Raw genomic sequence first — 12,448 nt, forward strand, 5'->3', positions numbered from 1 at the left:
TGCCCAACCCTTCATGAAGCATCGATAACGGCTTGACCCGCCGCCGCCGGTCGGGCATCGAACCGGCTCGAATTTGCCGCCGTCGTCGCCGAGTCGCGGCGCGGAAACGATGTGGAGAAAAAATGGCCGACGATATCACCGATACCAGCCAGACTGTTGCCGCCGGCCAGCTACGTGCCTTCATCGAGCGCATAGAGCGGCTCGAGGAAGAGAAGAAGACCATTTCCGATGACATCAAGGAAGTGTTCGCCGAGGCCAAGGGCACCGGCTTCGACACCAAGGCGATGCGCACGATCATCCGGCTGCGCAAGAAGGACCAGGCCGAGCGGCAGGAAGAGGAAACTATCCTCGACCTGTACAAGGCCGCGCTCGGCATGGTGTAAGACTAACCGACCCGGCATCCAATGCGGTTGCCGGAGAAACGGTTTGAACCATGAGCGAATTCGACTTCGGCGCCCGCCGTGCTTCTGAATTCCGCCAACGCGGCTTCTGGATGCTGTTCGCCGAGCGGCATCCGGAAGAAAAGCCTCTGATGGCGAGGCGCGGACCCTGGTTCTGGCAACGCGGGCTGCCCGACTTCGCGTTGGTCCTTTCCATGTATGTCGCGCCGGCGCAGAACCATGTCGGCGTCTTCTTCGGCCGCAACGAGAAGTTCGGCGCCACGCAAGCCTGGTCGCGGTTGAAGCCGTTCCAGCCGGCGATCGAAGACAGGCTGAAGCTCAGGCCGGAACAGAGTTGCGAGGGCCTCGGCATCAATTCGATGTGGCGGGTGAATTGTTATGCCGAGGACAATTGGCCGGCTATGACCGACTGGCTGGTGACCGAATGTTCGCGTATCGAACATGCGGTGACCGAAGTCCTGGGGCAGGGGTGATATCAGGTGTTGCCAGAAGGCGTCGGATCCTTCTTCCGCTCACGTTGGCAAGGCCGGGTGCCGCTCGACCGGCTGTTCTGGCACGACCTTGCCCTTGTCGGAACGGCGCTCAACGTTGCGTCCGCGGTGACCGCGATTATCGTGCTTGCGCTGAAGCTGCCGCTTGTGCTGGTTCTGGCGGTGCATTTCGCGCTGGTGCCCTACAACATCTTCCTGACCTTTGCCGTCTGGCGAACCACGGAAAGGGCCGGTGGCACCAAGGCCTCGTTGATGGCGCTCGGGGCTACACTGTGGCTGATCCTGACGGTCGTGGCCTGATAGCGCGAGGCGGGCGCCTGTCGTGTTCGCCGGAGTTCCTGCCGCCCAAAGAAAAGAAAAGGGCGGTCGCAGCCGCCCTTTCCACTTTTCCAGCGATCGTTTGGGTCAAAGCGCGTCGCGCTTTGAATTACTGTTTTCTATGCATGTCGTTGTCCCAAAACCGCTGCGCACTTTTGGGCGACTTGCATCAAGCCGCCGGCTCGAATTTCAGCGCCACGCCGTTGATGCAATAGCGCAGGCCGGTCGGCGGCGGGCCGTCCTCGAAGACATGGCCGAGATGGCTGCCGCAGCGGGCGCAGTGGCATTCGGTGCGGACCATGCCGTAGCTGCGGTCGACAGTGTTCTCGACCGAGCCCGGCACCGGATCGTTGAAGCTCGGCCAGCCGGTGCCGCTCTCGAACTTCAGCTTGGATTCAAAAAGCGGCTGGTCACAGCCGACGCAGGAAAAGGTGCCGGCGCGCTTCTCGTAGAGCAAAGCGCAGCTTCCCGGCCGTTCGGTACCGTGGCCGCGCATGACGGCATATTGCTCCGGCGTCAGCCGGGCACGCCATTCGGCGTCGGTACGGGTTACGGGGTAGGTGCGGGTGTCCATTCGATCTCCTCAGCCTTACCGGCTCGCTGCTACAGCGCCGCGCGTCCATCGGACGCGCAAAGGGCGCTGTAGCACTTTTGGCTTTGCGCATGATCCTTTCCGAACCGGAGGTTCGGGGTCATGCGCGGATTGCAACCTCATATTCGCACCAACATAGGCATTTGTTACGCGTCTGCCCAGTTCCGAGAAGCCGGGCAAGGTTCAGTGCTTTCTTGAAAGCTGCTTCGTCGCGCCTTCGAGCCCGGCCAATGTCAACGGAAACATGCGGCCGCCGAAGATGTCGCGGATCATGGCGATCGAATGGGTAAAGCGCCAATTCTCAGGGTTTTCAGGATTGAGCCATACGGCGTTCGGCCATTGCTGCAGCAGGCGGCCGAGCCAGATGACCCCGGCTTCCGGATTCCAATGCTCGACCGAGCCACCGGGGTGAGCGATCTCGTAGGGGCTCATCGAGGCATCGCCGACGACGATCACCTTGCAGTCCGGCCCGTATTTGTGGATGAGGTCGAAGGTCGGAATCACCTCGGCATGCCTGCGGCGATTGTCCTTCCACACGCCTTCATAGAGGCAGTTGTGGAAGTAGAAATATTCGAGCTGGCGGAATTCGGCGCGGGCGGCCGAGAACAGCTCCTCGACGCTCTTGATGTGGTCGTCCATCGAGCCGCCGACATCGAAGAACATCAGAAGCTTCACGGCGTTGCGCCGTTCCGGCCGCGTCTGCACGTCGAGATAGCCATGTTCGGCCGTGGCGTGGATGGTGCCGGGCAGGTCGAACTCCTCCTCGGCGCCCTCGCGCACCCAGCGGCGCAGGCGCTTCAGCGCGATCTTGATGTTGCGGGTGCCGAGTTCGACCGCATCGTCGAAATTCCTGAACTCGCGCTTGTCCCAGACTTTGACCGCGCGGCGGTTGCGGCTTTCGTGCTGGCCGATGCGCACGCCTTCGGGATTGTAGCCATAGGCGCCGAAAGGCGAGGTGCCGCCGGTGCCGATCCATTTCGAGCCGCCCTGGTGGCGGCCTTTTTGCTCTTCGAGCCGCTGCTTCAAAGTCTCCATCAGCTTTTCGAAGCCGCCGAGCGCCTCGACCAGCTTTTTCTCTTCGTCGGTCAGGTGCTTTTCGGCAAGGCGGCGCAGCCATTCCTCGGGAATGTTCGCAACGTCGACCGCATCCGGTCCGCCCAGCGCTTCGATGCCCTTGAAGACATGCGCAAACACCTGGTCGAAGCGGTCGATGTGGCGTTCGTCCTTCACCAGTGCGGTGCGGGCGAGGTAATAAAAACCTTCGACGTCATAGTCGACCAGCCCGGCTTCCAGCCCCTCCAGCAGCGACAGGTATTCCCGCAGCGAAACGGGAACGCGCGCTGCCTTCAGTTCGAGGAAGAAGGGGATGAACATCGTCGGTTATCTGTGGCCTTCGATCTTCTCTCGTGCGGCGCTTGCAATGAATGCGGAACGCGTCAGGCCACGTCGGCCTGCTTCTTCGTCGATCGCCGCCAGAAGACCGGCGTCGAGCGACAGATTGGCTCGGACGGGCCGGCCGGAGTCGATCAGCACCGGGATCATCACGGCGGATTCGCCGGCGGCAGTATCGAGTTCGTCTTGCAGGAGCAATTGCGCCACCGTACGCGAGACCGGTAACTGCAGATGTTTCGTCGCACGTGCTTCGACCCATTCGCGCACGGCGGAAGTCGCATCGGCAATGGCTTCTTCGGGGCTTGCGCCGCCGCCGTGGCAGCCGGGAAGATCAGGGACTCGCACCCCCCAGATGTCCTCTGCCCCATCGAGAATTCCGACATAATGCGTCATGCGGTCTGTCCTCAAATCCATGCAGCCAGTCGGGCGATCGACCGGGCGACACCGGGAGATTGTTCACGATGCCTAGGTACGATGATCATCACCTCTGGCCGTTCCGGATGCTCATACTTGTCGTGCTTGCTGCCGCCGACACTTATCCAGCCATCGCGCAAAAGCCTGATGACAATTTTGCGCGTATTGGTCTCGATCAACGGCATTACACACTCAGATCATGCGCAATATATTGCGCAATGGCGACCATTTCAATCTCCCACTTTCTTCACAATAGATCATACTCGATGAAGCCAGTTCGCCGCGCCACATGGTCGTAGAGCTTGCGCGCGGTGATGTTGGTCTCGTGCGTCATCCAGTAGACGTTCTTGACGCCGATTTTCGCCGCTTCTTGTTGTACCGCCTTGATCAGCGCCGCGCCGATGCCTTTGCCGCGCACATCCGGGTCGGCAAACAGGTCCTGCAGATAGCAGTTGTCTTTTTCCGACCAGCCGGAGCGGTGGTAGAGATAGTGGGTGAGGCCGACCGCCTTGCCGTCGAGGGTGGCGATGAAGCCCTTCGGTTCGAACTCACTTTCCGTGAACAGCCGTCTCCAGGTGACGGCGTAGACCTCTTCCGGCAGCTTCGTCTCATAGAAGGTGAGGTAGTCGGTCCACAGCCGCCGCCAGTCGGCGTGGTCGGACCGCGCGAGCGGGCGGACGACAATCTCAGACATTTCATCTCCTCCGAAGGTTCTGGCCGAACCTGCCTGCCTGTTCGGCTGCCGGCAACGGTCCACAGAAGGGAAAGCGCTGCTGCTGCTACCCTATTGCTGCCTTCGCGCCATGAAGGCCAGCCGTTCGAACAGGTGCACGTCCTGTTCGTTCTTCAACAGCGCGCCATGCAGCTTGGGCAGGGCGTTCTTCGGATCGGCGCGCAGATCCTCCGGCGCGATGTCGTCGGCGACCAGCAGGCGTATCCAGTCGAGCGCCTCGGAGGTCGAAGGCTTCTTCTTCAGCCCCGGCACACCGCGGATCTCGTAGAACTGGGTCAGCGCCGCTCGCACCAGATTCTGCTTGATGCCGGGATAGTGGACATCGACGATTTTGTGCAGCGTGTCGACGTCAGGAAAGCGAATGTAGTGGAAGAAGCAGCGGCGCAGGAAGGCGTCCGGCAGTTCCTTCTCGTTGTTGGAGGTGATGATGACGATCGGCCGGACCGCGGCGCGGATCGTCTCGCCGGTCTCGTAGACGAAGAACTCCATGCGATCGAGTTCCTGCAGCAAATCGTTGGGGAATTCGATGTCGGCCTTGTCGATCTCGTCGATCAAGAGCACGATCTTCTTGCCGGCCGCGAACGCCTCCCAAAGCTTGCCGCGCTTGATGTAGTTCCTGATGTCGTTGAACCTGATATCGCCGAGCTGGCTGTCGCGCAAGCGCGAGACGGCGTCATACTCGTAAAGACCTTGCTGCGCCCTGGTCGTCGACTTGACGTGCCATTCGATCAGGTCGAGGCCAAGTGCCGCCGCCACCTGGCGCGCCAGTTCCGTCTTGCCTGTTCCCGGCTCGCCCTTGACCAGCAAGGGCCGTTCCAGCGCGATCGCCGCGTTGACGGCCACCATCAGATCCTTGTCGGCGACATAGGCCGCCGTGCCTTCGAAACGCATTTTTGCTCCCTGGTTGCCATGACAACCGTAAGGAGGCGGACTTGCCAGTGCAAGACACGGCGGCGAACGGCGCTGAACAGGGGTAACGGATTCGCAGAGAATAAAGTCGCCGGCAACGCTGTCTCTCTGGCGCTTGCCCGATGAGCAGCCTATATTGCAGATGACGGTCTGTGCTTCCCGGCAGGAGAACATTTTCCCCGGGGCCTTAACGATCCTTAGGGAGCTGTCCCTGGGAAGACCCGTGGGTTTTCTCACACGGCGCCCACCTACTTTGTAGGTTCCCGGGATCGCTCTCTCCACCGGTTGTGTGGACCGTCACTATTGCCTCGCGTCCACGCATTTCGGTGGATGATGCGGTGGAAACCGTCGCTCCCAACCCTCCACCCAGCCCTGTCCTTTTCTACCTTGGCCGCATGACCTCTCCCAGAGACCTGAAAAAGCAGCTTCGCCGCGAGGCACTCGGGCGCCGCGACGCGCTCGATGAGTTCTGGCGGGTCGAGGTCGCGCTCGAAATGGCCGAGACGGCGCGCGATCACCTCCACATCGAGGCGGGCCAGATCGTTTCCGGCTTCTGGCCGATGCGTTCGGAAGTCGACGTCAGGCCGCTGATGTTTGCCTTGCGCGAGAAGGGCGCACGGCTTTGCCTGCCGGCCATTCTCGACAAGACCACCATCGTCTTTCGCGAGCTGGTGCGCGGCGCGCCGATGGTCGACATGGGTTTTGGTACGATCGGCCCGCATGAGGAAGCCGAGGTGCTCGACCCCTCGGTGATGCTGGTTCCGCTCGCCGCCTTCGATGCGCGCGGCCATCGCATCGGCTATGGCGCCGGCTACTACGACCGCGCTATCGCCAGGCTGATCGACAAGGGACAGCCGCCGCGACTGATCGGCATCGCCTTTGATTGCCAAGAGGTGGCGCAGGTGCCGGATGAGGAGCATGACGTCATCATCGCGGAAATACTCACCGAGAGCGGGTTGCGCCGCTTCGTGCCAAAATTGTAGATAAATGGACGCATGATCTTCCACTGGCGTCATGCAACTTTTGCTTTGCTGACTTTCGGTGCGGGATCTTATGAGACTTCTCTTCCTCGGTGACATGGTTGGAAAAACGGGACGCACGGCGGTGTGGGAACAACTGCCGGGGCTGATCTCCGATTTCAAACTCGATTTCGTCATCGTCAACGGCGAGAACGCCGCCGGCGGCTTCGGCATTACCGAAGACATCTTTCGCGAGACGATCGCGGCCGGCGCCGATGTCGTCACCACCGGCAACCACGTCTGGGACCAGCGCGACGCTTTGGCCTTCGCGCCGCGCGAAGAGCGCTTCCTGCGCCCCTCCAACTTTCCCAAAGGCACGCCCGGGCGCGGCTCCGGCGTCTACATCGCCAGGAGCGGCGCGCGCGTGCTGGTCGCCAACATCATGGGCCGGGTGTTCATGCATCCCGAGCTCGACGATCCGTTCCAGGCCGGCGAACGCGAGCTTGCCGCCTGTCCGCTCGGCGAGCAGGCGGACGCGGTGGTCATCGACTTCCACGCCGAGGCGACCTCGGAAAAGATGTGCTTCGCGCATTTCGTCGATGGCCGCGCCAGCCTCGTCATCGGCACCCACACGCACCAGCCGACCGGCGATCACCAGATCCTCAATGGCGGCACCGGCTATATGTCCGACGCCGGCATGTGCGGCGACTATGATTCCTCGCTCGGCATGGACAAGGAGGAACCGCTCAACCGGTTCCTATCGAAAGTGCCGAAAGGGCGCTTCGAGGCCGCGACCGGACCGGCGACATTGTGCGGCGTCGGGGTCGATATTTCCGACCGCACCGGGCTGACCGAGCGGATCGCGCCGTTTCGTCGCGGCCCACGGCTGGAGGAAACCGCGCCGTCCTTCTGGTCGTGACATTGATATAGGCGCGCTTAGTACCTAATTGCCGGCGACACTGCTCTAGATCGTTAAAAGAGGGGACGACCTCCATGCAGCTCATCGAATTCCTGGCGCCGCATTTTCAATTCGTGTCCGATCCAACGGCCTGGGTCGCTCTGCTGACGCTTGTGGTGCTCGAGATCGTCCTCGGCATCGACAATCTGATCTTCATCTCGATCCTGACCAACAAGCTGCCGCAAGCGCAAAGGGCCCGCGCCCGCCGGCTCGGCATTTCGGCGGCGCTGATCATGCGGCTGGTGCTGCTGGCCACCATTTCCATCATCGTCCAACTGACGACGCCGGTGTTCACCGCCCTCGGCCACGGCTTCTCCTGGCGCGACCTGATCCTGATCGCAGGCGGCCTGTTCCTGGTCTGGAAGGCGACCAAGGAGATCCATCACACGGTCGATCCCGACGACCACAGGGATACGATGCTGGGCGAGACGCTGCAGATCAGCCTTGCCGGCGCGATCTTCCAGATATTGCTGCTCGACCTCGTCTTCTCGATCGATTCGATCATCACCGCCGTCGGCATGACCGACGAGATAGCCATCATGTACATCGCCGTGATCGTCGCGGTGAGTGTGATGATGCTGGCGGCCGGACCGCTGGCGGATTTCATCGCCAGGAACCCGAGCATCGTCATGCTGGCGCTGGGCTTCCTTTTGATGATCGGCATGACGCTTATCGCCGACGGCATGGGTTACCATGTGCCGAAGGGTTATATTTACGCGGCGATGGGCTTTTCGGCGCTGGTCGAGGGGCTGAACATGCTGGCGCGGCGGCGCAAGAAGGCGAAGTCGGGCGGCGGGCACTGAGCCTTGTCCGTCGGGGCAAGCCTAATGCCCCGACTTCGGGTGACGGTCGCCGATCAGGCCTAGCGTCAGGCCTTGCTCCAGCCACGCCTTTGCGCCCGCCAGCACGAGGGTGAAGCCGCCGGTTGAATCGACGGCTTCTTTTTACTTGCTGATCGCCGTTGCCGGCGAAGCCGAAATTGCGAACCTCCAGAAAGGTCGCGTCGCCTGGCATTTCCGTGAAGGTCCAGACCACCGTGGTCGGCGGATCGCTCCACCGCATGACGATCTTTTCGTTCGCGACGATCTCGCTGACAGTGACCGTCGTCGAGACGCCGTACATGCGCCACTCCCAGCGGACTTCCTTGCCACTATCCAGCCGGCCGCTGCCGTGGGTAAACCAGAATTTCGTGGTGATGGCCGGATCGACGATGGCCTCGAACACTTCGGCGACAGGTCGCCGGATCAGCATGCCGGCTTCGGCGGTTGGGGTTTCGCGGATCTCCATTGGATGCTCCCTTTCGAGCTTGGCGCTCATGGCGCTACTTTCGTCAGGTCTAGGTATGGGGTCGCTCAGATATTGGTCTCGTTGGCGGGTTCGCCCTTCATCTCGCCGCGGTAGTAGCCGTCCCGCAAATTGATGCCGTATTCGACATAGGCCTTCATGCAGGCCAGCATCTGCGACCAGCCCTCGCAGTTGAGGTAGGATTTCTTCAGGCCGACCGCGCCCTCCTGCCAGCCGCTCTCGGCAATGGTGACGAAGGTACCGCCATCGTCGAGCGGCTCGAAATTCATCTCGATGCGGGTCTTGTAGGCGGGCTTGCCGTCGGCGTCGGTGGCATCCCAGCGCAGCACGATGCGGCTGTCCTTGACCACCTCGTCGACCTCGACCGGCACCTTGCCCCACCAGACGACGCCGGCACCGGCTTCCAGCGGGGCGCTGGCGCCGCCGATGGTGGTGAAATAGCCGCTGAGCTTCTTTGGATTGACGACCGCGTCGAAGACTTCGGCGACCGGCTTGCCGATGCGTCCGGAAACACTGAATCCAAGTGACATATCCACACTCCTTCCCTTGATTGGCCAAAGAATATGTTATAGAAACATAACATGTCAAGCCGATCGCAAGATGACAATGTTTTCAAGGCGCTGGCGCATCCGCGCCGACGCGAAATCCTGGATCAGCTGAAGGACGCGCCCAAGACCACCGGCATGCTGTGCGATGCGTTTCCCGATATCGACCGCTGCACCGTGATGCTGCATCTCAAGGTGCTGGAGGAGGCCGACCTGATCGTCGCGCGGCGCGACGGACGCGAGCGCTGGAACCATCTCAACGCGCTGCCGATCAAGCAGATCCACGACCGCTGGATCAGCCAGTATGCAGGCCACGCGCTCAGCATTATCGACCGGTTGAAGTCGGATCTGGAGGCGTGAGCGATGGCGGCGACCCATGTCGTGCGTCCCGTACGTCGTGTGCTGGACGAATTGAGCCGATTTATCTATAAGCCGGCCATTCCGACAGAGAACGCCGTGCTTCCAAGAGTAGCACCCGGACGCTCTGAGATTTTGAATTAGAGCATTTGCGGAAGACGAGGTGAGATCACCTCGCTTCGGGATGCTCTAGCCGAGAAGACGACAGGGGCGCCATGGCTGGCCATTCACAGTTCAAGAACATCATGCACCGCAAGGGCCGCCAGGATGCGGTGCGGTCGAAAATGTTCTCCAAGCTGGCGCGCGAAATCACCGTCGCCGCCAAGAGCGGGACGCCCGATCCATCAATGAACCCGCGCCTGCGCCTGGCGATCCAGAACGCAAAGGCGGTGTCGATGCCGAAAGACAACATCCAGCGCGCCGTCAACAAGGCCTCGATGGGTGACGCCGAAAATTACGAAGCCGTGCGTTATGAGGGCTATGGTCCAGGTGGCGTCGCCGTCATCGTCGAGGCCCTGACCGACAACCGCAACCGTTCGGCGTCGAACGTGCGCGCCGCCTTCACCAAGGCCGGCGGAGCGATGGGCGAAACCGGCTCGGTGTCGTTCATGTGGGACCGTGCCGGCGAGATCTACTATCCGGCAGCGGCCGGCAGCGCCGACAAGATCATGGATGCGGCGATCGAGGCCGGCGCCGATGATGTGGAGTCCGACGAAGAAGGCCACACGATCTATTGCGCCTTCGAAAATCTCGGCGAGGTATCGAAGGCGCTGGAAGGCGCGCTCGGCGAGGCCGAATCGGTGAAGCCGATCTGGCGGCCGCAAAACAATGTTCCGGTCGACGAGGAGCGGGCTCAGTCGCTGATGAAGTTGGTCGCCACGCTCGAGGATGACGATGACGTGCAAAGCGTCTACGCCAACTTCGAGGTCGATGACGAGACCATGGCAAAGCTCAGCGCGGCATGAGCGAAAAAGCGCTTCCCATCATCCGCATCACCTATTGCACGCAGTGCCAATGGCTGCTGCGTGCCGGCTGGATGGCGCAGGAGCTACTGTCGACCTTCGGCACGGATCTCGGCGAAGTGACGCTGGTGCCCGGCACCGGCGGCATCTTCACCATCTCCTGCAATGAGGTGCTGGTCTGGGACCGCAAGCGCGACGGCGGCTTTCCGGACGCGGCGAAGCTCAAGCAACTGGTCCGCGATGTCATCGACCCGGATCGCGATCTCGGCCATTCGGATCGAAAAACAAAGGCCTGAAGATCGCCGGCGCAGCCGTCATTTGGGCCGCAAGGCTCCGAAGGCGGCGCCTATGGCAATGCCCATAGCGATGCCGATTGGCAAATCATCCAGAGCGGCGCCGATCGCCGAGCCGATACCAACTCCGATGGCCATGCCGAAGGCCATGTTTGAGTACTGATCCTTCAAAACGCGTCTCCCAAACGATCGCCATGAATTTCAAGCGCGGAGACACACTGTCGATCACCGGCGGCTCCGCGCATTGTCGTCAACGCGTGGCGAACCAGAAGGATGCCAGTGCGGCTATGCCGCTCATGGTGCGAACATGGTTCCACATCACCCATTCATTGAGGTAGCGCGACCACAGGCTTGAGCCGCTGGCGCTTGCCGGATCGGCGACGGCGAGCGCATCGTTGAGCGGGACGTTGAAGACCATCGTCACCATCACGATGCCGATCAGATAGATCAGGCTGCCGGCAACCAGCCAGAGCGAACCCGGCTGGCTCCAGCCCATCACCGCGCCGGCGCCGACAACAAGGCACACTAGCGCCGTGCCGAACAGCGCTGTCATGAACAGCGGCGTCACGGCGGTGACGTTGATCGAATTCATCGCGGCGATGCCGCCGGCGGCGGGCATGCGTGCGAGGCCCGGCATGACGAAGCTGGAAAAGGCGAAGAAGACGCCGCCGATGATTCCCGAGCCGATTGCGGCGACGAAGACGAGGGTGGGGAGAAGTTTCGCGGTCATGTCGATTGCTCCAGATGCCTGAATCGGATTCTTCTGCGTTAGAATATGAATAATCCTCACATTTGCTAAACGTGATAAACCCTCGTATTTTTCGAGTCAAGCGTTTTTGCTGTCATGAGAGTTAGTCATGGAAGATACGGCCTCGCCGGTTTCGCCTCAGGAACAGATCGCATCACCGCGTCGGGCGCCGAGCCAGCAGCGCAGTCGCGAGCGGGTCGAGCGCATGCTCGCCGCCGCTTCGGCGCTGATTGCCGAGCGAGGTAGCGACGCCATGCGCATGGGTGAGGTGGCGGAGCGGGCAGGGGTATCGATCGGCTCACTCTACCAGTTCTTTCCGGACAAGCGGGCGATCGTCTGGGCACTGGCCGAGCGCTACACCGCAGAGAGCCAGGCCTGCATCTCGGCCGCACTCGCCGGCGTCGGCGATGCCGAAGGCCTGAGCCAAGCGTTTTCGGAGCTGGTCGATATCTATTACCGGTTGTTCCTGGCCGAGCCGGTGATGCGCGACATCTGGTCGGGTACGCAGGCCGACAAGGCGCTGCGACAGCTCGAACTCGCCGACAGCCGGGCCAATGCGGAGTTTCTGTCCGCGGTGCTGAAACGGCTGCGACCGGCGGCCGATCCGGTGGCGCTGGAAACGACGGCGTTCCTGGTCTGGCAGATGGGTGAAGCCGCCATGCGGCTGGCGATCTCGGTCGAGCGCCAGGAGGGCGACAGGCTGGTCGCCGCTTACAAGCGGATGGCGCTCAGGGAATTGCTGGCTGAATAGCAGGCGGAAAAGCGCGAAGATGAATGCTGCAACAAAAAACCCGCCACAAGGGCGGGTTTTCCGATCCGAGAAAGATTATCGCGCTTAGAGGCCGAAACCTTCGAAACGCTTCTTGAACTTCGACAGGCGGCCGCCGCGGTCGAGCAGGGTCTGCTGGCCGCCGGTCCAGGCCGGGTGGGTGGTCGGGTCGATATCGAGGTTCATCGTATCGCCTTCCTTGCCCCAGGTCGAACGGGTCGTGTATTCGGTGCCGTCGGTCATGACGACCTTGATGGCGTGGTAATCGGGATGAATGTCGGTCTTCATGGTTCGGTTCCTGG

General features: G+C 61.7%; 20 protein-coding genes, 1 other RNA gene and 1 pseudogene. 11 read left to right on the plus strand and 11 right to left on the minus strand.

All coding sequences use genetic code 11. The features are described from left to right. Positions 1-122 precede the first annotated feature (122 nt). From NKH03_RS00480 to NKH03_RS00490, 3 genes are read left to right on the plus strand one after another with little or no spacing between them, the layout of a single operon-like run. A complete protein-coding gene (locus NKH03_RS00480; RefSeq protein WP_013529099.1) occupies positions 123-383 on the plus strand; it encodes a DUF2312 domain-containing protein in 261 nt (86 codons plus the stop codon). 50 nt (positions 384-433) lie between these two features. Next, complete coding sequence (locus tag NKH03_RS00485) at positions 434-874, plus strand: hypothetical protein (RefSeq protein WP_352864949.1); 441 nt, start codon at positions 434-436, stop codon at positions 872-874. Positions 875-880: 6 nt separating this feature from the next. After that, complete coding sequence (locus tag NKH03_RS00490; RefSeq protein ID WP_352966675.1) at positions 881-1,192, plus strand: hypothetical protein; 312 nt, start codon at positions 881-883, stop codon at positions 1,190-1,192. Between the two features lie 187 nt (positions 1,193-1,379). On the opposite strand, the gene msrB is transcribed toward NKH03_RS00490, so the two are convergent. From msrB to NKH03_RS00520, 6 genes are all read right to left on the minus strand, one after another. Continuing rightward, a complete protein-coding gene (msrB, locus tag NKH03_RS00495) occupies positions 1,380-1,784 on the minus strand; it encodes a peptide-methionine (R)-S-oxide reductase MsrB (RefSeq protein WP_352864945.1) in 405 nt (134 codons plus the stop codon). Positions 1,785-1,985: 201 nt separating this feature from the next. Beyond that, positions 1,986-3,176 carry a vWA domain-containing protein gene (locus NKH03_RS00500; protein ID WP_352966677.1) on the minus strand — a complete coding sequence of 397 codons (1,191 nt, stop codon included), beginning with the start codon at positions 3,174-3,176 and terminating at the stop codon, positions 1,986-1,988. 6 nt (positions 3,177-3,182) lie between these two features. Continuing rightward, entirely contained in the window at positions 3,183-3,587 is a 405-nt protein-coding gene (locus NKH03_RS00505; RefSeq protein WP_023758609.1) for a type II toxin-antitoxin system HicB family antitoxin, read from the minus strand. An 11-nt stretch (positions 3,588-3,598) separates the two neighbouring features. After that, entirely contained in the window at positions 3,599-3,793 is a 195-nt protein-coding gene (locus NKH03_RS00510) for a type II toxin-antitoxin system HicA family toxin (protein WP_352966678.1), read from the minus strand. A gap of 62 nt (positions 3,794-3,855) precedes the next feature. Then, complete coding sequence (locus NKH03_RS00515; protein WP_352966679.1) at positions 3,856-4,302, minus strand: GNAT family N-acetyltransferase; 447 nt, start codon at positions 4,300-4,302, stop codon at positions 3,856-3,858. 90 nt (positions 4,303-4,392) lie between these two features. Beyond that, entirely contained in the window at positions 4,393-5,232 is an 840-nt protein-coding gene (locus NKH03_RS00520; protein ID WP_352864935.1) for an AAA family ATPase, read from the minus strand. A gap of 162 nt (positions 5,233-5,394) precedes the next feature. On the opposite strand from NKH03_RS00520, the gene ssrS reads away from it, so the two are divergent. The 4 genes from ssrS to NKH03_RS00540 all read left to right on the plus strand — a co-directional run bounded on the left by ssrS (position 5,395) and on the right by NKH03_RS00540 (position 7,970). After that, a non-coding RNA gene (gene ssrS, locus NKH03_RS00525) (6S RNA) lies at positions 5,395-5,550 on the plus strand. A 95-nt stretch (positions 5,551-5,645) separates the two neighbouring features. Beyond that, positions 5,646-6,233 carry a 5-formyltetrahydrofolate cyclo-ligase gene (locus tag NKH03_RS00530; protein ID WP_352878689.1) on the plus strand — a complete coding sequence of 196 codons (588 nt, stop codon included), beginning with the start codon at positions 5,646-5,648 and terminating at the stop codon, positions 6,231-6,233. Between the two features lie 70 nt (positions 6,234-6,303). Next, on the plus strand, positions 6,304-7,128 hold the full coding sequence (locus NKH03_RS00535) for a TIGR00282 family metallophosphoesterase (RefSeq protein ID WP_352631978.1): 825 nt from the start codon (positions 6,304-6,306) through the stop codon (positions 7,126-7,128). 74 nt (positions 7,129-7,202) lie between these two features. Next, positions 7,203-7,970, plus strand: coding sequence for a TerC family protein (locus NKH03_RS00540; protein ID WP_352864933.1), 768 nt, complete (start codon positions 7,203-7,205; stop codon positions 7,968-7,970). 21 nt (positions 7,971-7,991) lie between these two features. On the opposite strand, the pseudogene NKH03_RS00545 reads toward NKH03_RS00540, so the two are convergent. Next, positions 7,992-8,454 (minus strand): annotated as a pseudogene (locus tag NKH03_RS00545) (SRPBCC family protein). A gap of 65 nt (positions 8,455-8,519) precedes the next feature. Next, entirely contained in the window at positions 8,520-9,002 is a 483-nt protein-coding gene (locus NKH03_RS00550; protein WP_352966680.1) for an SRPBCC domain-containing protein, read from the minus strand. Positions 9,003-9,053: 51 nt separating this feature from the next. On the opposite strand from NKH03_RS00550, the gene NKH03_RS00555 reads away from it, so the two are divergent. From NKH03_RS00555 to NKH03_RS00565, 3 genes are all read left to right on the plus strand, one after another. Beyond that, positions 9,054-9,377 carry an ArsR/SmtB family transcription factor gene (locus NKH03_RS00555; RefSeq protein WP_352966682.1) on the plus strand — a complete coding sequence of 108 codons (324 nt, stop codon included), beginning with the start codon at positions 9,054-9,056 and terminating at the stop codon, positions 9,375-9,377. A 212-nt stretch (positions 9,378-9,589) separates the two neighbouring features. Then, entirely contained in the window at positions 9,590-10,339 is a 750-nt protein-coding gene (locus NKH03_RS00560; RefSeq protein ID WP_352864930.1) for a YebC/PmpR family DNA-binding transcriptional regulator, read from the plus strand. Continuing rightward, positions 10,336-10,632, plus strand: coding sequence for an Rdx family protein (locus NKH03_RS00565; RefSeq protein WP_352966683.1), 297 nt, complete (start codon positions 10,336-10,338; stop codon positions 10,630-10,632). Before NKH03_RS00560 ends, NKH03_RS00565 begins: the two co-directional genes overlap by 4 nt. Positions 10,633-10,650: 18 nt before the next feature. Here the strand turns inward: NKH03_RS00565 and NKH03_RS00570 are convergent, their stop codons facing one another. Beyond that, positions 10,651-10,800, minus strand: coding sequence for a glycine zipper domain-containing protein (locus NKH03_RS00570; RefSeq protein ID WP_502913475.1), 150 nt, complete (start codon positions 10,798-10,800; stop codon positions 10,651-10,653). A gap of 79 nt (positions 10,801-10,879) precedes the next feature. Then, positions 10,880-11,359, minus strand: a complete 480-nt coding sequence (locus tag NKH03_RS00575; RefSeq protein ID WP_352966687.1) for an anthrone oxygenase family protein — start codon at positions 11,357-11,359, stop codon at positions 10,880-10,882. 127 nt (positions 11,360-11,486) lie between these two features. On the opposite strand from NKH03_RS00575, the gene NKH03_RS00580 reads away from it, so the two are divergent. Beyond that, on the plus strand, positions 11,487-12,128 hold the full coding sequence (locus tag NKH03_RS00580) for a TetR/AcrR family transcriptional regulator (protein ID WP_352966689.1): 642 nt from the start codon (positions 11,487-11,489) through the stop codon (positions 12,126-12,128). Positions 12,129-12,212: 84 nt separating this feature from the next. On the opposite strand, the gene rpmE is transcribed toward NKH03_RS00580, so the two are convergent. Next, complete coding sequence (gene rpmE / locus NKH03_RS00585; RefSeq protein ID WP_352966691.1) at positions 12,213-12,434, minus strand: 50S ribosomal protein L31; 222 nt, start codon at positions 12,432-12,434, stop codon at positions 12,213-12,215. Between the last annotated feature and the right edge of the window lie 14 nt (positions 12,435-12,448).

It is taken from the genome of Mesorhizobium sp. M1406 (assembly GCF_040317555.1).
Lineage (GTDB): Bacteria > Pseudomonadota > Alphaproteobacteria > Rhizobiales > Rhizobiaceae > Mesorhizobium.

Coding starts and splice junctions, on each gene's coding strand:
- NKH03_RS00535 (WP_352631978.1), top strand. CDS start 6,304: ATGAGACTTCTCTTCCTCGGTGACATGGTTGGAAAAACGGGACGCACG.
- NKH03_RS00540 (WP_352864933.1), top strand. CDS start 7,203: ATGCAGCTCATCGAATTCCTGGCGCCGCATTTTCAATTCGTGTCCGAT.
- NKH03_RS00565 (WP_352966683.1), top strand. CDS start 10,336: ATGAGCGAAAAAGCGCTTCCCATCATCCGCATCACCTATTGCACGCAG.
- NKH03_RS00480 (WP_013529099.1), top strand. CDS start 123: ATGGCCGACGATATCACCGATACCAGCCAGACTGTTGCCGCCGGCCAG.
- NKH03_RS00580 (WP_352966689.1), top strand. CDS start 11,487: ATGGAAGATACGGCCTCGCCGGTTTCGCCTCAGGAACAGATCGCATCA.
- NKH03_RS00520 (WP_352864935.1), bottom strand. CDS start 5,232: ATGCGTTTCGAAGGCACGGCGGCCTATGTCGCCGACAAGGATCTGATG.
- NKH03_RS00500 (WP_352966677.1), bottom strand. CDS start 3,176: ATGTTCATCCCCTTCTTCCTCGAACTGAAGGCAGCGCGCGTTCCCGTT.
- NKH03_RS00515 (WP_352966679.1), bottom strand. CDS start 4,302: ATGTCTGAGATTGTCGTCCGCCCGCTCGCGCGGTCCGACCACGCCGAC.
- NKH03_RS00485 (WP_352864949.1), top strand. CDS start 434: ATGAGCGAATTCGACTTCGGCGCCCGCCGTGCTTCTGAATTCCGCCAA.
- rpmE (WP_352966691.1), bottom strand. CDS start 12,434: ATGAAGACCGACATTCATCCCGATTACCACGCCATCAAGGTCGTCATG.
- NKH03_RS00510 (WP_352966678.1), bottom strand. CDS start 3,793: ATGCCGTTGATCGAGACCAATACGCGCAAAATTGTCATCAGGCTTTTG.
- NKH03_RS00575 (WP_352966687.1), bottom strand. CDS start 11,359: ATGACCGCGAAACTTCTCCCCACCCTCGTCTTCGTCGCCGCAATCGGC.
- NKH03_RS00550 (WP_352966680.1), bottom strand. CDS start 9,002: ATGTCACTTGGATTCAGTGTTTCCGGACGCATCGGCAAGCCGGTCGCC.
- msrB (WP_352864945.1), bottom strand. CDS start 1,784: ATGGACACCCGCACCTACCCCGTAACCCGTACCGACGCCGAATGGCGT.
- NKH03_RS00555 (WP_352966682.1), top strand. CDS start 9,054: ATGTCAAGCCGATCGCAAGATGACAATGTTTTCAAGGCGCTGGCGCAT.
- NKH03_RS00530 (WP_352878689.1), top strand. CDS start 5,646: ATGACCTCTCCCAGAGACCTGAAAAAGCAGCTTCGCCGCGAGGCACTC.
- NKH03_RS00560 (WP_352864930.1), top strand. CDS start 9,590: ATGGCTGGCCATTCACAGTTCAAGAACATCATGCACCGCAAGGGCCGC.
- NKH03_RS00505 (WP_023758609.1), bottom strand. CDS start 3,587: ATGACGCATTATGTCGGAATTCTCGATGGGGCAGAGGACATCTGGGGG.